The sequence below is a fragment of the Flavobacterium beibuense F44-8 genome (assembly GCF_000769915.1).
Taxonomy (GTDB): domain Bacteria; phylum Bacteroidota; class Bacteroidia; order Flavobacteriales; family Flavobacteriaceae; genus Flavobacterium; species Flavobacterium beibuense.
In genome coordinates, this window is sequence record NZ_JRLV01000009.1 from 35,818 (window position 1) to 55,033 (window position 19,216).

General features: G+C 35.7%; 19 protein-coding genes. 8 read left to right on the forward strand and 11 right to left on the reverse strand.

Annotated elements, in window-relative coordinates:
* Positions 1–11: 11 nt before the first annotated feature.
* From Q763_RS09240 to Q763_RS09250, 3 genes are all read right to left on the reverse strand, one after another.
* On the reverse strand, positions 12–1,190 hold the full coding sequence (locus tag Q763_RS09240) for an acetyl-CoA C-acyltransferase (protein WP_035133515.1): 1,179 nt from the start codon (positions 1,188–1,190) through the stop codon (positions 12–14).
* 566 nt (positions 1,191–1,756) lie between these two features.
* Positions 1,757–2,173, reverse strand: a complete 417-nt coding sequence (locus Q763_RS09245; RefSeq protein WP_035133517.1) for an OsmC family protein — start codon at positions 2,171–2,173, stop codon at positions 1,757–1,759.
* A 44-nt stretch (positions 2,174–2,217) separates the two neighbouring features.
* Positions 2,218–3,243 carry an alpha/beta hydrolase gene (locus Q763_RS09250; RefSeq protein WP_084596049.1) on the reverse strand — a complete coding sequence of 342 codons (1,026 nt, stop codon included), beginning with the start codon at positions 3,241–3,243 and terminating at the stop codon, positions 2,218–2,220.
* A gap of 112 nt (positions 3,244–3,355) precedes the next feature.
* Here Q763_RS09250 and Q763_RS09255 point away from each other — a divergent pair, with 112 nt between their 5' ends.
* Positions 3,356–4,327, forward strand: coding sequence for a hydrogen peroxide-inducible genes activator (locus Q763_RS09255; RefSeq protein ID WP_035133519.1), 972 nt, complete (start codon positions 3,356–3,358; stop codon positions 4,325–4,327).
* On the opposite strand, the gene Q763_RS09260 is transcribed toward Q763_RS09255, so the two are convergent.
* Entirely contained in the window at positions 4,319–4,795 is a 477-nt protein-coding gene (locus Q763_RS09260; protein WP_052123343.1) for a GNAT family N-acetyltransferase, read from the reverse strand. The genes Q763_RS09255 and Q763_RS09260 overlap by 9 nt on opposite strands.
* A 159-nt stretch (positions 4,796–4,954) precedes the next feature.
* On the opposite strand from Q763_RS09260, the gene Q763_RS09265 reads away from it, so the two are divergent.
* From Q763_RS09265 to Q763_RS09275, 3 genes are read left to right on the forward strand one after another with little or no spacing between them, the layout of a single operon-like run.
* A complete protein-coding gene (locus Q763_RS09265) occupies positions 4,955–5,434 on the forward strand; it encodes a carboxymuconolactone decarboxylase family protein (protein WP_035133522.1) in 480 nt (159 codons plus the stop codon).
* Between the two features lie 44 nt (positions 5,435–5,478).
* Positions 5,479–5,817, forward strand: a complete 339-nt coding sequence (locus tag Q763_RS09270; RefSeq protein ID WP_035133523.1) for a YciI family protein — start codon at positions 5,479–5,481, stop codon at positions 5,815–5,817.
* Positions 5,818–5,867: 50 nt separating this feature from the next.
* Positions 5,868–7,088: an RNA polymerase sigma factor gene (locus Q763_RS09275; RefSeq protein WP_035133525.1), complete on the forward strand. Its 1,221-nt coding sequence runs from the start codon at positions 5,868–5,870 to the stop codon at positions 7,086–7,088.
* Positions 7,089–7,156: 68 nt separating this feature from the next.
* On the opposite strand, the gene Q763_RS09280 is transcribed toward Q763_RS09275, so the two are convergent.
* Positions 7,157–7,474, reverse strand: a complete 318-nt coding sequence (locus Q763_RS09280; RefSeq protein WP_157483118.1) for a hypothetical protein — start codon at positions 7,472–7,474, stop codon at positions 7,157–7,159.
* A 240-nt stretch (positions 7,475–7,714) separates the two neighbouring features.
* Between Q763_RS09280 and Q763_RS09285 the strand changes: the two genes are divergently transcribed.
* Together Q763_RS09285 and Q763_RS09290 are read left to right on the forward strand one after the other, a co-directional pair.
* Positions 7,715–8,485, forward strand: a complete 771-nt coding sequence (locus Q763_RS09285) for a phosphatase PAP2 family protein (RefSeq protein ID WP_035133529.1) — start codon at positions 7,715–7,717, stop codon at positions 8,483–8,485.
* Between the two features lie 66 nt (positions 8,486–8,551).
* Positions 8,552–9,325 (forward strand): phosphatase PAP2 family protein, encoded by a 774-nt coding sequence (locus Q763_RS09290; protein ID WP_232297517.1) that lies wholly within the window; start codon positions 8,552–8,554, stop codon positions 9,323–9,325.
* Position 9,326: 1 nt separating this feature from the next.
* Here Q763_RS09290 and Q763_RS09295 read toward each other — a convergent pair whose 3' ends face one another.
* Entirely contained in the window at positions 9,327–9,674 is a 348-nt protein-coding gene (locus Q763_RS09295; RefSeq protein WP_035133531.1) for a winged helix-turn-helix transcriptional regulator, read from the reverse strand.
* Positions 9,675–9,798: 124 nt separating this feature from the next.
* On the opposite strand from Q763_RS09295, the gene Q763_RS09300 reads away from it, so the two are divergent.
* Positions 9,799–10,593 carry an SDR family oxidoreductase gene (locus tag Q763_RS09300; protein ID WP_035133533.1) on the forward strand — a complete coding sequence of 265 codons (795 nt, stop codon included), beginning with the start codon at positions 9,799–9,801 and terminating at the stop codon, positions 10,591–10,593.
* 12 nt (positions 10,594–10,605) lie between these two features.
* Positions 10,606–10,941 carry a hypothetical protein gene (locus Q763_RS09305; protein WP_035133535.1) on the forward strand — a complete coding sequence of 112 codons (336 nt, stop codon included), beginning with the start codon at positions 10,606–10,608 and terminating at the stop codon, positions 10,939–10,941.
* A gap of 57 nt (positions 10,942–10,998) precedes the next feature.
* Here Q763_RS09305 and Q763_RS17465 read toward each other — a convergent pair whose 3' ends face one another.
* From Q763_RS17465 to Q763_RS09330, 5 genes are all read right to left on the reverse strand, one after another.
* Positions 10,999–12,882 carry a coiled-coil domain-containing protein gene (locus Q763_RS17465; protein WP_052123345.1) on the reverse strand — a complete coding sequence of 628 codons (1,884 nt, stop codon included), beginning with the start codon at positions 12,880–12,882 and terminating at the stop codon, positions 10,999–11,001.
* A gap of 491 nt (positions 12,883–13,373) precedes the next feature.
* A complete protein-coding gene (locus tag Q763_RS09315) occupies positions 13,374–13,880 on the reverse strand; it encodes a nucleoside deaminase (RefSeq protein ID WP_052123347.1) in 507 nt (168 codons plus the stop codon).
* A gap of 223 nt (positions 13,881–14,103) precedes the next feature.
* Positions 14,104–15,453, reverse strand: coding sequence for an ATP-binding protein (locus tag Q763_RS09320; RefSeq protein WP_035133537.1), 1,350 nt, complete (start codon positions 15,451–15,453; stop codon positions 14,104–14,106).
* Positions 15,454–15,569: 116 nt separating this feature from the next.
* Entirely contained in the window at positions 15,570–16,649 is a 1,080-nt protein-coding gene (locus tag Q763_RS09325; RefSeq protein ID WP_035133539.1) for an AlbA family DNA-binding domain-containing protein, read from the reverse strand.
* A gap of 2 nt (positions 16,650–16,651) precedes the next feature.
* Positions 16,652–19,189, reverse strand: a complete 2,538-nt coding sequence (locus Q763_RS09330) for a sacsin N-terminal ATP-binding-like domain-containing protein (protein WP_035133541.1) — start codon at positions 19,187–19,189, stop codon at positions 16,652–16,654.
* Positions 19,190–19,216 lie beyond the last annotated feature (27 nt).

The following is a 19,216-nucleotide window of genomic DNA, read 5'->3' on the forward strand; positions in this document are numbered from 1 at the left end:
ATAACCAATTATTATGAACGTTCAATAACGATTGCAGATGCACCGCCACCACCGTTACAAATAGCAGCAGCACCGGTTTTGGCATTGTTTTGCTCTAATACATTAATAAGCGTAACAATGATACGTGCACCCGAGCATCCTAGTGGGTGACCCAGTGATACAGCACCACCGTTTACGTTTACCTTAGCAGCATCAAGGCCTAATATTTTTGAGTTAGCGATACCAACTACCGAGAAGGCTTCGTTAAACTCAAAGAAATCTACATCGTCTTTAGTTATACCTGCTTTATCAAGCGCTTTTGGTAACGCTTTTGCAGGAGAAGTAGTAAACCATTTTGGCTCCTGTTCTGCATCTGCATACGATTTGATGTAAGCAAGTGGCTTAAGTCCAAGTTCGTTTGCTTTATCTTCGCTCATTAATATAAGTGCAGCAGCACCGTCGTTAATAGTAGAAGCATTTGCAGCAGTTACAGTACCATCTTTAGTGAATACAGCGTTTAGAGATGGGATTTTATCTAATCTTACGTTAGTGTACTCCTCATCTTTAGTAACCATAACAGGTTCGCCTCTTCTTTGAGGAACCGCTACCGGTACAACCTCGTTATCAAACTTACCTGCATCCCATGCAGCAGCCGAACGGTTGTATGATTCGATAGCAAAAGCATCCTGCTCTTCTCTTGTAATTTTATATTCTGTAGCACAAAGATCAGCACATACACCCATTGCATTATTATCATAAGCATCTGTAAGTCCGTCTTTCTGTAATCCGTCAACCATAGTAGCCGGCCCGAATTTCTGACCGTTTCTCATGTGTACATAGTGAGGTATAAGGCTCATGTTCTCCATACCACCTGCAACAACTACATCGGCATCACCACACATAATGCTTTGTGCACCCTGCATAACAGCTTTCATACCAGAGGCACATACTTTATTTACAGTAGTAGCGATTACGTTATCAGGTAAGCCTGCAAATCTTGAAGCCTGTCTTGCCGGAGCCTGACCAACACCTGCCTGTACCACGTTACCCATTAACACCTCGTCAATATGCTTAGGGTCTAAGTTTATTTTTTCTAAAGCGCCTTTAATGGCAGCACCACCAAGGTGTGCAGCAGACACGGTAGAAAGAGATCCCATAAAGCTTCCTATAGGAGTTCTTACAGCCGATACGATTACTACTTTTTTACTCATTGCTATTGTCTTTAATATATTTGTTGAAGTTGCGAATTTAATGATTTTTTAGACTAAAAAAAACAAACTATTTAAAAATAAACAACAAATAACGTGTTTTATTGGGAATGATTTGAGGATATGTGGTTTTTGTATAAAAACACTGGTATTTGCACACGTTGACGATTTATTTTTACGCTTTACCGATGAGGTTTTTTAATCTTTTTTAAAACTAAATCGTTGTAAAAAACAATAATTGTAAGAAAATACTTTTTAATTTTGTGTTTGTATACTTAATTTACGTGATTTCTTACTTAGACTACGTGTTTTCCACATGGTAAAATCAGTGTTTTGTGGTATTTCACACATTCAATAAAGAAGGGATATTTGCATGTGTATTCTAACGAACAGGTAGTACCTGCTCAATATTTGAGTTTATGGTGGGAAAATCCCTCCGAAAGGAGGGATTTTATTTTAAACTCTTTTCCAAATTTTTGAAAGTAGTTTTTTATTAATAGATGCAGGATTAAAAATTGCTAAATTCCCCTCCTTACCAGGGGAATTTTCGTTTTTAGCCTTGTTCTTTTTTATACTAATGTTACGTTTAGGCTAATATCTGCATTTATAGCTTTTGATATAGGACATATCTGTTTTGCTTTATCGGCTATTTCGCTAAACTGCTGTGTTGTTATACCCGGTACACTTCCTGTAAGATCCAGTACTATAGTGGTAATGGTTCCATCTTCAAAAGTTACTTTAGCTTCGGTATCAAGATTATCGGCTGTAAATCCGGCTTCGTTAAGCAGGAAGCTTAGTTGCATGGTAAAGCATCCGGAGTGTGCAGCTGCAAGTAACTCTTCGGGGTTAGTACCCACACCATCTGCAAATCTGGTTTTGAATGATAACTGAGTGTCGTTTAATACTGTACTTTGTGTAGATACTTTACCTGTACCTTCCATTCCTGTTCCTTTCCAGTTTGCTGTTGCTTTTCTTGTAAATTTCATGATATTAAATTTTAAAAGTTGTTGTTATTATTTGTTTGTGATAATTAATTCAGTTTTTCTTTTAGGGCATCAATAGCCTGTTTTATTGCTGCTCTTGGTGCAGGCGTATTGGTAATAGGGTTTAGCATTACAAAATCGTGTATAGTACCTATGTATCTTGTAGCGGTTACTTTAACTCCTGCTGCATTCAGTTTTTTTGCATAGGCTTCGCCTTCATCTCTCAGTACATCATTTTCGGCTACTATTACAAGTGCTTCCGGTAATCCTTTTAATTGTTCAATATCGGCTCTTAAAGGTGATGCGGTTATATTATCCCTGTCGGCTTTGTTTGGAGCATAAGTATCCCAAAACCAAACCATAGCATTAAGGGTTAAAAAGTGCCCGGTTGAGAATTGCTGGTATGAAGCGGTATCAAATTCGGCATTAGTAACAGGGTAGAACAGTAACTGAAAGTCAATTTGAGGTCCTTTACGCTCTTTAGCCATAAGGGTTACGGCTATTGCCATATTACCGCCCACACTGTCGCCACCTACGGCAAGTTTTGTAGTATCAAGCCCTATGGATGCTCCGTTTTGTTTAATCCATTTTGTTGCTGCATACGCTTCTTCATTAGCCACAGGGAATTGTGCTTCGGGTGCCGGAGTGTAGTTTACAAATACTACGGCTATATTAGCGCCTACTGCCAGTTCTTTAATCAATCTGTCGTGAGTAAAGGCGTTACCTAATATCCATCCGCCACCATGAAAATACATTAGTACGGGTAGTTTTTCTTTACCTCCTTTTGGTTTTACTATTCTAATGGAAACTGTTTTTCCGTCCTGGGTAATGGTGCGTTCTTCCACATCGGCATCAGGTCTTTTATAATCGCCTGTTTGTGCATTGATAAGTACGTTGCGGGCATCTGCTATAGATAGCTCATAAATTTGCGGACCGTTACCGCTATGTACTGCTTTTAAAAATTCGCGGGTGTTTTTTTCCACGCTGTAGTTCCCTGCAAGGGTAATGTCTGTTTGACTCTGTGCAACTGTTACTCCCAGTAACATGATTGCTGATAAAAGTATTGTTCTCATCGTATTCAGTTTTAAATTTATATTTCGTTCGATTTGATGAGTCAAAATTATTGTAGTATGATATATAAATCAAATTAATAATTTTTTACCTTTATAAAAATATTTTATAATTATGACGATTCAGCAATTAAAATATATAGTGGCACTGGACGAACACCGTAACTTTGTTAAGGCTGCCGAGGAATGTATGGTAACCCAACCCGGATTAACCATTCAACTTAAAAATTTAGAAGAGGAAATAGGTATTAAGATATTTGACAGAACTAAAGTACCTTTAAAGCCTACTACACCCGGAAAGGAAATTATAAACCGTGCCAAAAAGATATTAAGGGAGGTAGATGATATAAGGGATTTTGTAATTCATGAAAAAAACCAACTGGAAGGGGAGTGTACTATTGGGGTAATCTCTACGCTGTCGCCTTACTTGGTTCCACAGTTTATTAAGAAGATGAAGGAGGTGGCTCCAAAAATTCATTTTACCATAAAGGAACTCCCCACAGGGTTATTAATAAACGATGCTCTTACAGGTGATATAGATATTGCTCTTATGGCAACACCTACGGGAGCTAATGGTTTAAAGGAACGCCCTGTATTTTACGAGCCATTTGTAGCTTATCTTAACAGTAACCACCCTATGGCTGGGGCTACTCATTATGAATTGCAGCCACAGGATAAGCCTCAGTTGTTATTATTGGAGCATGAATACTGTTATAATGCGCAGCTGCTTGATATTTGCGGATTAACGGGAAGTGCCGACAAGCACGACGGATTTACCTATGATATAAGTTCGATTGAAACATTAAAAAATCTTGTGAAAGCCGACTTGGGTTTTGCCATACTACCTTTATTAAGTGTAATTAACGAAAAGGAAAACCCGCTTTACAAGGAGTTTAATGATCCAAAGCCGGTAAGGGAAATTAGCCTGGTGGTAGCCGAAACCTTTTCGCGCAAACTGTTGCTTCAAAAAATAAGCGAAGCCCTTTACAGTTGCCTGCCTCATAGTATGAAGCAGGAGTTTAAATACAAAAAGATACAATGGAACGATTCGCCTTACTTTGTAGAGTCGGTTAAGGGGTTATTTTAATTCCAGTTCCATTTGGATATTGCAACGCTCATAAGGTGTTGCAGCCCTTTCTACTTTTACAAAGCCCGTTTTTTCGTATAGCGTAATAGCAGGGGTTAATATGGTGTTACTTTCCAGGTAAAGCCATCTGGCTCCTTTGCCTTTAGCTTTGTCAACTACGGCCTGCATCAGTTTTTTGCCAATGCCTTTTCCCTGTATGTTTGGTGAAACTGCCATTTTGGCGAGTTCGAAATCATATTTCTCATCGTCCATTTTAATTAGGGCGCAGGTCCCTACGGGTTCATTATTATATAGTGCCATAATAATGTATCCACCCTTATTAAGTATATAACTTTCGGGATTATCAAGTGCTTTATAGTCGGCTTCTTCCATTACAAAGTGTTTGGAAATCCATTCTTCGTTAAGTTGTTTAAAAGCCTGTTTGTATTCGGGAGAGAAATCGGTGATTATTACGGTGTCAGTATTCATTTTACTAAAAAATAATTCTTATGTAAAGATAGTGAATACAAGGGTTTACATGTTTATTGGAGTTATTTTTCAATTTTTTTCATAATCGTGTCCAATTTGTTTCTTTTCAGTCATCATTAGGGTGTAGTTCAATTATTAATCAATCAAAAATTAAGAAAAATGGAACAGAGAACAAATCCTTTTGAAAAACGTTACAATGCCTTGAAACCATTATTCAGCTTTGGGGCTTATTTAGCAAAATCGGCTATAGAGAAAGAGTTGCTGCATCTCATTTACTTTAGGGTGTCACAACTAAACGGATGTGCCTATTGCCTTGATATGCATGCCAAAGATTTAAGGGAACTGGGAGAGAGCGAACAGAGATTATACATGCTTTCTGCCTGGGAAGAATCGCCTGTGTATAGTAATCGTGAGCGTGCTGCTTTTACCTGGGCCGAAGCGGTAACCAACCTAGCCGAAGGTCATGTTAAGGATGCTGTTTATGCTTATGCAAGGGAAGAGTTTAGTGAAGAGGAACTTATAGATCTTACTATAGCAATAATCGCAATAAACGGCTTTAACAGGTTAAATGTTGCCTTTCGTACACCAGCGGGTAATTATGTGCCGGGTATGCATGCACATCATGTAAATAATAATTAAATGATGTTATTAAAATTTTTATATTCATCCTTAAAATTAAAACTATGAAAGAGTTTGCATTATTATTTCGCCATGTAGAAGACTTTGATACTTTACCTGAAGACGAAAAACCTGCTGTTGAAAAAAAATGGCAGGACTGGATAGGCGGTATTGCAGCACAGGGTAAACTTATAGGTGAAGCGGGTGTACGACTGGCATCGGGAGGTAAAGTGCTTAAACCCGCAGGAGTAGTGACCGACGGTCCTTTTGTGGAAATAAGAGAATGTCTTGGTGGTTTGATAGTGGTAAAGGCCGATACACTTGAAGAGGCCGTAACACTGGCACACGGTTGCCCTGCTATGGATAGGGGAGGTAGTGTTGAGGTTCGTCCTATTTTTGTATAAATACCTTAAATAAATATAAACCCGCTTAACAGGCGGGTTTCTCCTTTTGTATGGAAAACATAAACCTAAAAGAGCTTTTTAAGCAGGAATTCTCTAAAATGGTAGCTGTTATAAGTAACATTTATGGATTGGCACACATAGAAGTTGCTGAGGATGTGGTGAGTGATACCTTTCTGTTAGCTGCCGAAACCTGGGAGAGTAAAGGGGTACCGGATAATCCTACTGCCTGGCTGTATGCTGTGGCAAAACAGAAAACCCTATATCATTTTCGACGAAATAAGATATTTGATGAGAGGGTAGCTCCACATGTAAAGCATAATGCTGAAAAGACGACCGATGAACCTGATTTCTCTCCAAAACATATAAAGGACAGTCAGTTGCAAATGCTGTTTGCTATTTGTAATCCGGCTATAGCCAGTGAAGCACAAATAGGTTTGGCACTTCGCATACTGTGTGGTTTTGGTATTGATGAGATTGCCGAGGCTTTTATGTCTAACAAAGAAACAATAAACAAAAGGCTTTTTAGAGCAAAGGAAAAATTACGTACTGAAACTGTAGTAATGGAGCTTCCGCCAAAAAATGAGATAAGTGTCCGGCTGGATAATGTATTGCATATTATTTACCTGCTTTTTAATGAAGGTTATTACTCTAAAACCGAAAGTAATATTTTACGAAAAGATTTTTGCATAGAGGCTTTACGCTTGGGACTTATGCTTATGGATAACGAAATTACCAATGAGCCAAAAACCAATGCGTTGATTGCCTTAATGTGTTTTCATGCCTCAAGGTTTGATGCCCGTCAGGATAATGAGAATGCCCACATATTGTATGAGGCACAAAATCCTGACTTATGGGATAATGATATGATTCAACGGGGGATATATTATTTAAACGCATCCTTGCAGGGTGATGAGGTTACTTCTTACCATATTGAGGCTCAAATTGCCTATCATCATTGCCTTAATGACAATACGCCTAACAAATGGCAATCAATATTGCAGTTGTATAATCAGTTGTTGCTTATTAATTATTCCCCTGCAGTTGCATTAAACCGTACTTATGCATTGTATAGGGCAGATGGGAAAGAAGCAGCTCTTGTTGAAGCAGAAAAACTAAACCTGCAAAACAATCATTTTTATCATATACTGCTTGGCGAACTGTATACAGGTATTGATAATGCAAAGGCCCGAACGAATTTTGAAACGGCTTACAGTTTGGCAAAAACTACAGCCGAAAAAACTGGTATTAGCTTAAAGATAAGTAAACTGTAATGGTATAAAAGGCAAGAGGAGGCAAATGCCCCCTCTCTGGTTGTTAATTACTATTTAAGGATTATGGATTATGCTGTTTCCTCTTTAATAAATTCTCCGTCGTTTTTAAAGTATGCGGTAAGATCTTTACCGTCTTTAGTTAATATAAACTTATAGTCGGTACCATCGGCTGCTACATAAGCGTTTACTAATGAATATCCTCCGTATTTGTCTACCGCACTTTTAAGTACTTCCGGTGCAATGTCGCCCTGTTCAATTACTTTATACTCTTTTTCCTGATGATTTGCTACCGCTGTACATTCGTTAATGTTTGTTGTTGGGTTAACGGTTGTGGCGTTTAGTGCTAAAGCCAGCATTAAAGCGCCCGATAAAAATAGATTTTTCATAGTCTTTTTATTTATATTTCTCGGTTACGCTTAGTATAATGAAATAACTGTGCCGTTAGGTTTTTTTGGGGAATAGGGGCGTATTTTAACTGTTTTTATGGGGAACTGCGTGCCTTGATGTGTAGAGGTTCTACAGTTTCTGGTGGTTTGAATTCAAATTTAAGATTGGCTTAAGATTGGTTTTGGTATTCAATTTTTTTAAGGAGCTGTCCGTTAAAGAGATAAATACCGTACTATAAAATGAATAGGATAATACAACTGATTTTACTTTTACTACTTTGCCCTTATGTAGTAAAAGCGCAGCAAACCCAAACCGACACTATAACCGATACCACAGCTACAAAACACCACCGTTATAATTTCCGCCAGCTGGTAATACCCGCGGCACTGGTTGGCTATGGTGTGATAGGATTGGATAACGGACAGTGTAAAAAAATTAATTACAGTATACGTAATGAAGTGGTTGAGGATATTGATCAAAAACTTACTATTGATGACTTTATGCAGTATGCTCCGGTACTATCGGTTTATGCCCTTAACTTTTCGGGCGTAGAGGGAAAGCATAATTTTAAAGACAGGACTATTATCATGGCTACATCTTACATTGTAATGAGTAGTACCGTTCTTTCGCTTAAATCGGTTACACACCAGTTACGACCAGATGGCAGTTCGTATAATTCGTTCCCGTCGGGGCATACTGCTACCGCTTTTGCCGGAGCCGAGTTTTTATGGCAGGAGTATAAAGATGTATCTATATGGTATGGTATATCGGGTTATCTTGTGGCGACCGGTACCGGTATGTTCAGGATGTATAATAACAGGCACTGGCTAACCGATGTGGCTGCCGGTGCAGGTATAGGGATACTGAGTACTAAGTTTGCCTACTGGGTTTATCCGTTTTTAAGAGATAAAGTTTTTAAAGGTAAAAACGGCGAAAAGAAAATATCTGCCATGGCAATGCCTTATTATAACGGAGAGCAGCTGGGAGCAGCCGTAACGATAAAATTTTAGTTTTGTTTAATAGGAATTTATTTCCTTATTTTGGCGCCTTACAGATGTTAATACGACCCCTATACTATGATGAAAAAGCTGTTTTTACTGTTGGTGTTTTTTCCGTTATGGCTTGCAGCACAGGATAATAAGTTTGCTAATGATACGGTTAAGGTAAACGATTTTTCGGATGCTAAGTATCACTTTAATGTAAAACAGGTTATAATTCCAAGTGCGCTTATAGCTTATGGGGTAATTGGGTTACATAACGACGATATTAAAAAGCTGAATACTGATATAAGGACTAAGGTTTTGGAAAATGAGCATAAGGAGCGAAGGGTGGATGATGTTACCCGTTTTGTACCCATGCTTTCGGTATATGCCTTAAATTTAGTTGGAGTAGAAGGAGAGCATAACTTTGGTGACCGTACCATTATTCTAACTACATCGCTATTGGTAACTTTTACAAGCGTACGTAGTATAAAGAAGCTTACTAATGTGCAGCGACCTGATATTACATCATACAATTCGTTTCCGTCGGGGCATACGGCTACTGTTTTTGCCGGGGCCGAGTTTTTAATGCAGGAGTATAAGCACAAATCTCTTTGGTATGGTATATCGGGCTATGTGGTAGCTACCGGAACCGGACTAATGCGTATATATAATAACAGGCATTGGCTAACCGATGTGGCTGCCGGGGCAGGTATTGGTATACTGAGTACTAAAATAGCCTACTGGGTGTATCCTTTTTTAAAGAACAAGGTGTTTAAAGGAGGTAATACAGAAAGTAAGGTAACCGCTATGGCAATGCCGTTTTATAACGGAGAGCAGTTTGGCGGTAGTGTAGTAGTGAGGTTTTAGATTATTTAGTAATCACATTTCGCAATCTTTCTTCATTTTTATCACCCCATTCACCCATAAGTGTAATAACCGGGAGTAATGTTTTGCCAAAATCAGTTAGGGAATATTCAACTTTTGGCGGAACTACGGCATATACTTTTCGGGCAATCAATTCATGCTTTTCCAATTCCTTTAACTGCATATTTAAAACCCTTCGTGAAGCATCGGGGATTTTACGTTGTAACTCACTCGGACGTTTATTTCCTTCGTTAATAAACCACAGTAAACGGATTTTCCATTTGCCATATAGGACTTCTCCAATTAAATCGAGTCCGCAATTTAGGTTTAAAGGTATTTTTCTCTCATACATACTACAAAGTTACCCCAATGTTCCTAAGTGTACAATAGGGGAATAATTTATCCCTATGCAATTCGGTTTTCCGTACTTGTACAAACAATACATACTCCTGAACTTTGTATAAAAGTAATAAACGATGACACAGGAATTTAATTTTAACAAAGAACTTACAGGTAAAGTAGCTTTGGTAACAGGAGGTACTAAAGGAACCGGTAAAGCGATAGCAGAAAGGTTGTATGCAGCAGGAGCAACTGTAATTATTACTGCTAGGAACAGTCCTGCTCAGGAAAATAAAGATTTGTTTTTCATTGCGGCTGATTTAAGTAAGGCAGATGGAACTAAAAAGGTTGTTGATGAGGTTATGGCTAAATATGGCAAGCTTGATATTTTGATTAATAATTTAGGCGGATCTGATACTAAGGGAGGTGGATTTGTTTCGCTTAATGATAGTGATTGGGAAACAAGTATTCAAACCAATTTGCTTGCACCTGTCCGTTTGGATAGGGCTTTTTTACCCCAAATGATAACCCGAAAGAAAGGTGTTATTATTCATATAGCCTCTATTCAGGGAAAATTACCCTTATATGATTCTACCTTGCCTTATGCGGCAGCAAAAGCAGGATTGATTAATTATAGTAAAAACCTGTCTAATGAGGTTTCTCCAAAGGGTGTTCGTGTATTAACGGTTTCTCCAGGCTGGATTCAAACAGATGGTGCTACATCTATGATGAATGAAATTGCTGAAAGGACAGGTGTTACTTTTAACGAGGCAGTGCAAACAGTAATGGATAGCTTGGGAGGGATACCTTACGGAAGACCAGCTAAGCCTGAAGAGGTGGCAGAACTAATAGGTTTTTTAGTTTCACACAAAGCGGATTATTTAACAGGAACAGAGTTTGTAATTGACGGTGGTACTATACCTACCGTTTAAAAATTTTATATTATGGATACAACAGATTTACCAAAAGTAGTATTAGGTTTAGTAAAAGCACAAAATGATTTTGATGCTGTAGCTTATACAGATTGTTTTTCTGAAAATGCTGAGGTTTTTGATGAAGGAAAAACGTATAAAGGAAAAAAGGAAATTAAAGCCTGGATAGAAGATGCGAATAAAAGATATCAGGTTATGATGAAGCCCGTAGCTTATGCTGAAACGGGAACTGATACCAGTATTTTAAGTGCAGAAATTTCCGGTTCTTTTCCCGGGAGTCCCCTAGTATTGCAATATCACTTTAATATTGTGGAGGAGGAGATACACTCACTGGAAATAACGAGCTAAATTTTAATATACTTGTATAAACCCAAAAAGCCTTTGAGAAATCAAAGGCTTTTAAATTTATTGTATTTTAAATTTACTTTTTTGTTCGTTTGTTAAGTTATATGTAATCCCAAAAAATAATCCTATCCTATATTTAGAGGTAGTTAATTCTACACTATCATTAAGTTGAGTGGGGTCATAATCCTGATTAAGCTGGTAGTTTTCTTTTAATAGTTCAACTTTTTTGAAAGCTGGTCCGACTGTGAAAATAAATTTTTGTTTTTTTCCAATCAAGAGGCTAACTCCCGGGAAAAGAGAGTTTAGCTCAAATGTTTCAACATTTAGTGAAGCGCCAAGAGTTAGCCCAAAGCTAAAATTACCATTTTCCCTAAAGCTTGTATGAAACATTCCTGCTAAGGAAGGCTTGAACCTGTCTCGTCCTATTCCTTTAATCTGTTTACTTGTAATTTGTCCTAAAGAGTCTTTATAATCTTCAATTATATATTCTCCATAATAATAATTATTTTCGTTTTTGGCTAATTGAAAGTCAAAAACTGCACCTGTACTAAAATCAAAACGAACTCCGCCTTTGGTGTATTCTAGATAGGGGGAAAACTCTCTGTCTTTTGCTTCAGACTGTAAATCGGGATGCTTTCGTTTTAATTTAACTGAAAATGATACATAATCTTCTAAAGGCTGTATAGGGGAAGAAGCAAATTCATATGAATTTTTATTTGAGAGAATGTTATTAATAGAAATTACCTGTATTAACATATCAAAAATCTTTTTTGAAGCTATAATTTTTTGGATGTTATCAACTTCACTTTTTATTAAATTATATCTTAATAGGGTATTATCTTTAGCATTAGTTTCTAATTTGTCTAAGAGTCTCCAGTTATTAACCGCCTCCCTATAAAGTTCATTGAATTCGGTAATTTTTATTTCATACTCTTGAAGAATTTTTTTTGCTAAGTCTATTCTGTTACAAATTTTATTCTCACTTTTCTCAATATATGTATCATAGCTCAGGGTAGTACTTACAGCAAGTGCTCTATATTCGAAATAGTCATTTTCAAGTTTTAAAACTTCTTTACTTTTTGAAACAACATTTGCATATGCTTTACGTAGTTTATCAAAGGTAGAGTAGATACTTTCTTGAATACTCTCTTGAGTTCCTTTTTCTAGTCGAAGTGAAGATAACTCTTGTTCTAAATATTCTAATTTTATTTTTTGATTTTCTAAACTTTCAAAATTTTTATTTAGTTGTTCTCTTTTTTCTGTAATATCTTTTTCAGTTTTAACGAATTCTTCATCATTTTTATCTAATTGTTTAAGAAGGTTATCTAGCTGGGCGATATTAGACTTTAAATCGCTAATATCACTGTTAGTTTTTTTATATTCATCATTTTGTTCTTTAATTTTCTTTTGTATATTTTCTATTTCTTTGTCTAATTTTTCATCTGCTGTTTTACTGTTTTCTTTAATTTGTTGTGTTGTTAAAGTAGGGCTGGTTACATTTTTAGTTGTTATAGTCTCATCACTACTAGACTGTTTTGCAGTTTCTTCTATTTTTTTCTGTATTTCAGGATTAAAATATTCATCTGCAATGGCAATATCTTCCGATGTTATAGTGATGTCATAAGCCAGCCTGTTAATATTGATAATTTTATAAACAACCGGTATACCAACTCTGGGTTTTACTTTGTATCTGGTATAATGTCCTTTGCTAAAATCATAAATTATGGTTTTTAGGCTGTCGTCTTCTTTCTCTCTGAGTTTGTCAAGATCTTTTGTTATCTCACTCAATTTTTTATTGAGTTGTTCAATTTCCTGTTCAGTTTTCTTTTTTTCTTCTGATAAGCTAGAGGTCTGGTTTTTAATGTTAGTAATATTTATGTCTTTGTCTTGACCATAAATATTAACAAAAAAAAGGGCACATGTAATGAGTAATAATTTTTTCATGATAAGGTGTTTTTTAAATTGTATGTTAAAATTAACATAACAAACTGAAAAACAGCTTTATATAATTGTTAATTAAATGTAAAAATTTTAATTATTTAAGATAATGATGAGGAATAGTAAAGAAAGTATATAAACCAAAAAAGCCTTTGATTTCTCAAAGGCTTTTTGTGAACGATATGGTACAAAACTCGAACCAATTAATAGAGGATTTAAAGCTTTTAGCTGATATACTAGCTGCTTAAAAAATCAAACCACTTATTTATGAAGTAGTTTTGTTCAATTGCTTCTTTATTGCCCCTTTAAAGGCGTTTTTGCCCCTTTATTGCCCCTTTGAAGAAATATAGTATTTTCTTTCAATGAACTCCTTATGGACTTCCTATATTGGACTAAGAATAGTTTATCACAATTTACTACTATCAGTATTAATATCATTGTGCCTGATACCTATAACTTGAATGGAACAATAATTTGACGGACAAGATTAATTGACATTATTTACCATTCCAAGGTTGGGCAGATATTAAATCTTTGGATTTCCATTCTTCTAAAACGGTTAGTGCATTTTTATCGGGCACATATAAGAAATTAATTTTACGCTCATTGGCACTTTTTCGTAATTCATCAAATATAAATGTATCATCAAACCCAACTTTAGCGGCATCAGCATTTGTATTCGCATAATAGACTTTTTGAATTTTTGCCCAATAAATAGCACCTAAGCACATAGGACAGGGCTCTAATGTGGTGTACATTTGGCATTCAGATAATTGAAGATCATTGATATTTCTGCAAGCCCTTTCAATAGCGACCATTTCTCCGTGTGATGTTGGATTGACCCGCTCAAAAATTTCATTATGTCCCTCTCCAATAATTTTACCATTTCTAACAATTACACAGCCAATTGGAAGACCTTTGCCGCTCTTGTATGCCATTTTCGAAAGCTCAATTGCTCTCAACATAAATTTAGGATGATAATCCTGATCCATAATTTCGTTCATTACTTTAGCATTTGAGTTGCAAATTTATTCAATCCTTGCAGGTATCACTCTACTATAAATGAATTTTCCAGTTCACAAAAGGTATTTACCAACACCACAAACATACCTTGCATGAGCGTTTGGATTTTGGAAATCGGAACAAAGTAATTACCTGTGTGGAGACAGAGGCAGATTCAATATATATAGTTTTTGTACAATTGCTCTTTTATTGCCCTTTTGGAGACTATTTTACTCCTTTATTTCCCCTTTGGAGAATATAGTAGGTCCCCTTTCCTGTGGAACCTATTTTGGTTATAAAATTTCTATCAACAAGCATTTGTAAATCATAAGACACCATCCTCTTGGAGATTTCAAAAAGTGCTTGGTATTGTTTATTATTAATTCGACCATTCTCTTTAATAAACAATAAGGCCTTTATATGTCGAGATTCAAGATTGTATGTTTTCAGAATTTCTTCTGTATAAATATCTTTTAGAAAAATAACACTTACTCCACCTTGATCTTCCTCAATAATCGGTTCAGGCAATCCTGCCTCTTTACAGGCATCAATGATTTTATTTATCCCTCGCCCCCAGGATTCGATATAACCAGCTTTAAAAAATGCATTGGCTATATTTCGATTTCGGGGATAGGATGAATGTTCTTGTTTTAGTTTATCAATTGTCAATTCCTCTGGTAAAGTTCCCGGATTCCATAAAAGTAATCGATCATCATACACTCGAAGAAAGGTATATGTGCTGGAATAATCCTTATGAATAATAGCATTCAATATTGCTTCTCTTAATGCCGTTTCTGGATATTCCAACGGTTCCATACGCTCCAATCCCTTATAGGAAATAGGTCTAACCAAATATTTGGTTTTAAGGATTTCGATTACTTTATCAGCCATCTCAAAAATATTGGTTTCAACTATGTCTTGAAATAAAAGATCATGGCTGGACTTTCCAAATCGCCCAATCTTGAAACTTGCCGTTACCGATACCTTGATTAGATTTTTCCCAAATAATAAAACGGCGGCATTTGTTAGCTGCCCTTTTTCTGTAAGAAGTCCAAGGTTTTTGAATAGGGTTTGTTTGCCAATCTTTAGCGTATTTGGAGGAATACGATCTTTCTCAATTGCTTTAATAATAAATTTTTGAATGCTATTACCATTAAGGTCGGAAAATGTTATTCCTTCAACTGCCATATCCTCCCATTTCTTTCCCATTTTATTGAGCAACAGATTTTGTAAAGCAATTCCTTTAAGTTCTTGTTTGGTGCTTCCGCTTCGGTAGTGATAAACTCCATGATAAGCAATGGGTACATTACTAATCGGAACGATAATTTCAAGATAGTTTTTTCCTTCAGCCGCATGCAGATTCACATCAACCACAACTCCTAAATGGTTAACGGACTTATTTGGAATGTCTTCCATTAACTTTTTGTGATTATCTACGCCGATAATATTTCCATTATCATCAATACCAATATAAATATGCCCTCCTTTTGCATTGGCAAATCCACAAATCCATTTCAGGTATTCATCCCTCCAAGCCTGCTTGTATTCTATATTTTGAGTTTCTCCTCGCTCCATTTTCACTTTGCATTTTCTCAAATACAAAGCTACCTATTACGTGTTTTTTTATCCTACTCAAAATGTGGTGGGGAAACCTTGTTATTATGCGCCCTACATTCTCTTATACTATAATTCTATATCGTTGCTAAATTATATTTATTAATTGCAGAATTATCTATTTTTCTAACAATCATCAACAAGTATTTAATATGCTCCAAAAATTTATCTAATGACAGCTCATGCTGCTGATTAATAGAAAACTCACCCTGAAAGTATTGAAGAAACTTTTCATCAACAACCCCATTCTTATGTGCATATAAATGTCGAATCTGAAGTATCTTTTCTATTTCATTCTGTTCCTGATCTGTTATTGATTTGAGATCTCTTATCTGATTATTCTCAGAGATGAACCCTTTAACACTGCCTCTTTGAAGCTTGCTGAGTTTTTTCTTAGCGATATAATCAATGAACTCCTGAATATCGCTACAATTTAAAACCTCTTTTATAGAAACTTGTTGGTCCGACTTGAGAGTCTCTGGCTTTGCTAGATATATTTCATATAATAAATCCGATAAATAGGTCTCAAAGTTATCGGCACAAGATGAAAATAGTATTCGCATTAGAATTTTTCCTTCATTATTTGTAGTGGCAATGGAAGGTTGCTCTGGGTAGAGAATTTGATCAAGATCAGAAACAATATTTAATAGGCTTTTATAGTGATCTATAAATTTAGACATTGAACCGGAACAACTATTCTGATAATTATTAAGTTCAATGAATAAACTGCTAATTCCAATGTATGTATTAGTGATATTAATTTCATTGGGATTATTAAGAACATTTACAGAACCCTTTCTTTGGTAAATTTTACCTTCTATCGTAACCAAATCAGATGAAGCTTCTACCTGAATAACATAAACTCTTTTCTCTTGATGTAGATAGTAGTTGTAGTTAATATTGGGTTTCGGAGAAAGCAAATCCAGAGCTTTGTGAAGTATTGAATTGGCACGAAAATCTTCACTTAAACCATGCACAATCATTTTTCCATTTCGCTCTGTTACCCCTAATACTATTATTCCTCCTGCAGAATTAGCAAATGCACAAATAATCTGTCCCAAAGTTCTAGCAGGAGGTAAAACGGACTTGTATTCTAATTTTTCCCCTTCTGGTTTTCCAATTATATTAGAAATATCCGATATCGTTTCTTGCTTCATCTTTAAATGGGGAATTTTCTTATTTGTGCTGATTTCAAAATATGTCCTAAAGTTATTTGCTTAACATCAGTACCATCGTCAACCCATAGTTCGGATGATTCATAATCTAGCGTGTCACGTTCCGAACCATAATAGATAATAACCTCTCCACTGTAAGCAGGACGAAATACAATACTTATAGGCTGATTATTTTTATAAATTCCCGCTAAAATTGTAGTAGCCGTCTGATCATCCATCAACGATAAATCATATTCATCTAAAGTTTCCAAATGGTCGATTACTCTTTGTTTCGCTTGTGCAATAAATGACTGTGCTAGCACAAACATATCAGTAGTAGGGATAGAATCGTGAGCGAACAGGGATTTTAAATCCTTATCTTCTAACGCCTTTTTCCAATCTTCTATATTAGAAATTCCCATGCTAACTAAAAGCTCTTGAGTTATAGGTAACAAATTGTTTTCATCATTAGTGTTTTCACCAAGCAAAGCCCTTAAATCTTCTGTAGAGTTTACGTTAAACTCTTTCAATAGATCATCTAATTGTTCAGCTTTATCAATATTCTCAAGAATTTCCTCGTCATCATATAGCAAATGTTTACTTCGATATATTGTGGGGAATAATTGTTTTGCTTTTTCCGGGTACTTTCGAAAATATAATAGAAGTTGATTCAATGCATTGCGGAACTCTTGGGCTACTTCCCTGTCAATTGTTTTGGAATTCACTTCAGAAGTAATCTCTTTTATAACATAGCTTTGATCAATTATTTTGTCACCAAAATCAACGCCTATTTGATTATCTGCGAGTTTTGCTCTTATGTCGTTTCCAAATTCTTTTAGGATATCTTTAAACGTCTCCTCAATATCTCCTTTGTCTAGGCTTAATTGTGCTTTTTTCCAAAAATCACCGTTTTGGTCAGGAATCAAAACTCTATTTTCCATTATGGAGTGGAATTCTTTTTCATCTAGCTTTAATAATAAGTAGAAGTCATTGAGCCATTCAATCCCAGATCGATTTGCTAAAACTTTTTCTAAGTCACTTACCTTTTTTTTATATTCTACAAAAGCAGAAAACTGATCTAGAGTTAGTTTAGCACACTCATTCCATGCTAAACGATACCATAATTCAACTTGATCTTTTGCAGGGAGCTGGTGCGGAAACCACTCTTTTGCCAATCCCCACATTTTTTCGCGAATTTCTTTTCTATTAGAATATGGAAACCAGATATAAGCTTTATCATCATCGCCTAAAATTGCTGTTAGATTTCCATCTGCTGTATTAACTATTTTCGACCGTAAAATCTTTGATCTCAAAGGTTTTAAAACAGAATCGTTGAACCAACTTTCATTAATCCAATAAGGTGATTGTTTAAGTGGTGTTATTTCTGCTAATAAATGTAAATTTTTCCATTTGTTTTCGATGGCAAAATCTAGGAGAATAAAATATAGCTCAATAGCTTCATCGACTATTTTTTTATTCTCTTGAACTAGTGGGTTCGACCTTTGTTCTGTACTGTTAAGAAATACTCCATCCCTAGGATCAGTTGGATTAAAATTTGGATTATTAACAATAACAGGAAAAGGGAATATTTCCGTCCCAATAAGTGGGAAATCACAGAATAGCTTAGGCGTATCTTTATTAATGGGAAGGATTTCTATTTCACCCCCATTAGTATTAATGGGAACGACAATATTCGTAAAACCTTTAGTTAGCTTTACATATGTCAATTCTTCGGTAGTATCTTTATCTCCTTTTTGTATGAATACGGATCGATATTCCAAGGAAGTTTCTTCAGCTTTATTTTTATTTGTATAGTAAAGATGATTAAGGTGGAACACCTCTACAGCTTCTATTTCATTTACAAAAAGTAAAGCAAAAGGTAAACATTTTTGCAAATCTTCGAATCCAGCATTTGCTATTTGAATACTAAGCTTATCGGGTAGTGAATAAGAAAAAGACGTGTTAAGATTGTCTTTATTATATGATTTATAAGGTTCTATTTCGTCCAGATTAGCAACCGAGTCCTTTGCTTTTTGAACAGCTGTGGTAATCTCTTCAAGTTCATATCCACTTCTGTCTAATGTTAATGTAAATTTCCTGTATGGTAATTCTGGCTCTTTTGCTACTCCATTTACTGTCACCACTTCAGACAGAAGATGCGTGGTTAAGAAACCTGTACCAAACCTTCCTGTATTTTTTCGTTTGCCATCAGTATCTTTTGCCCGATCTTTTGTAGAAATTTGTTCAATTAAAAAGCGGATATTATCAGCTGTAAACGGCTTGCCATTATGTCTAAAGATAACCTTTGAAAGCAAATCATCATCTTCAAAGTCTATTCTTATATTAACACCGTTATCATAATGAACATCTTTAGCATTTTGTATTAGTTCCCATATCCATCGCCTTGGAGCTGTTACCGAATCTTGTGCTTTAGAACGTAAATCATTCATATCACGAAGAATTTTTGTGGCTATATTTTGATAGTGGGCTTTATGCTCAGACTCTTCAAATTTTTGCTTATAAGTTATTGTTGTATTAGTCATATTCCATATTTCTGTTTTTTAATTAAT

What these genes read in the sequence shown, in the direction of transcription:
- Q763_RS09240 (WP_035133515.1), bottom strand. Translation starts at nt 1,190, where the DNA reads ATGAGTAAAAAAGTAGTAATCGTATCGGCTGTAAGAACTCCTATAGGA.
- Q763_RS09245 (WP_035133517.1), bottom strand. Translation starts at nt 2,173, where the DNA reads ATGAAATTTACAAGAAAAGCAACAGCAAACTGGAAAGGAACAGGAATG.
- Q763_RS09250 (WP_084596049.1), bottom strand. Translation starts at nt 3,243, where the DNA reads ATGAGAACAATACTTTTATCAGCAATCATGTTACTGGGAGTAACAGTT.
- Q763_RS09255 (WP_035133519.1), top strand. Translation starts at nt 3,356, where the DNA reads ATGACGATTCAGCAATTAAAATATATAGTGGCACTGGACGAACACCGT.
- Q763_RS09260 (WP_052123343.1), bottom strand. Translation starts at nt 4,795, where the DNA reads ATGAATACTGACACCGTAATAATCACCGATTTCTCTCCCGAATACAAA.
- Q763_RS09265 (WP_035133522.1), top strand. Translation starts at nt 4,955, where the DNA reads ATGGAACAGAGAACAAATCCTTTTGAAAAACGTTACAATGCCTTGAAA.
- Q763_RS09270 (WP_035133523.1), top strand. Translation starts at nt 5,479, where the DNA reads ATGAAAGAGTTTGCATTATTATTTCGCCATGTAGAAGACTTTGATACT.
- Q763_RS09275 (WP_035133525.1), top strand. Translation starts at nt 5,868, where the DNA reads ATGGAAAACATAAACCTAAAAGAGCTTTTTAAGCAGGAATTCTCTAAA.
- Q763_RS09280 (WP_157483118.1), bottom strand. Translation starts at nt 7,474, where the DNA reads ATGAAAAATCTATTTTTATCGGGCGCTTTAATGCTGGCTTTAGCACTA.
- Q763_RS09285 (WP_035133529.1), top strand. Translation starts at nt 7,715, where the DNA reads ATGAATAGGATAATACAACTGATTTTACTTTTACTACTTTGCCCTTAT.
- Q763_RS09290 (WP_232297517.1), top strand. Translation starts at nt 8,552, where the DNA reads ATGATGAAAAAGCTGTTTTTACTGTTGGTGTTTTTTCCGTTATGGCTT.
- Q763_RS09295 (WP_035133531.1), bottom strand. Translation starts at nt 9,674, where the DNA reads ATGTATGAGAGAAAAATACCTTTAAACCTAAATTGCGGACTCGATTTA.
- Q763_RS09300 (WP_035133533.1), top strand. Translation starts at nt 9,799, where the DNA reads ATGACACAGGAATTTAATTTTAACAAAGAACTTACAGGTAAAGTAGCT.
- Q763_RS09305 (WP_035133535.1), top strand. Translation starts at nt 10,606, where the DNA reads ATGGATACAACAGATTTACCAAAAGTAGTATTAGGTTTAGTAAAAGCA.
- Q763_RS17465 (WP_052123345.1), bottom strand. Translation starts at nt 12,882, where the DNA reads ATGAAAAAATTATTACTCATTACATGTGCCCTTTTTTTTGTTAATATT.
- Q763_RS09315 (WP_052123347.1), bottom strand. Translation starts at nt 13,880, where the DNA reads ATGAACGAAATTATGGATCAGGATTATCATCCTAAATTTATGTTGAGA.
- Q763_RS09320 (WP_035133537.1), bottom strand. Translation starts at nt 15,453, where the DNA reads ATGGAGCGAGGAGAAACTCAAAATATAGAATACAAGCAGGCTTGGAGG.
- Q763_RS09325 (WP_035133539.1), bottom strand. Translation starts at nt 16,649, where the DNA reads ATGAAGCAAGAAACGATATCGGATATTTCTAATATAATTGGAAAACCA.
- Q763_RS09330 (WP_035133541.1), bottom strand. Translation starts at nt 19,189, where the DNA reads ATGACTAATACAACAATAACTTATAAGCAAAAATTTGAAGAGTCTGAG.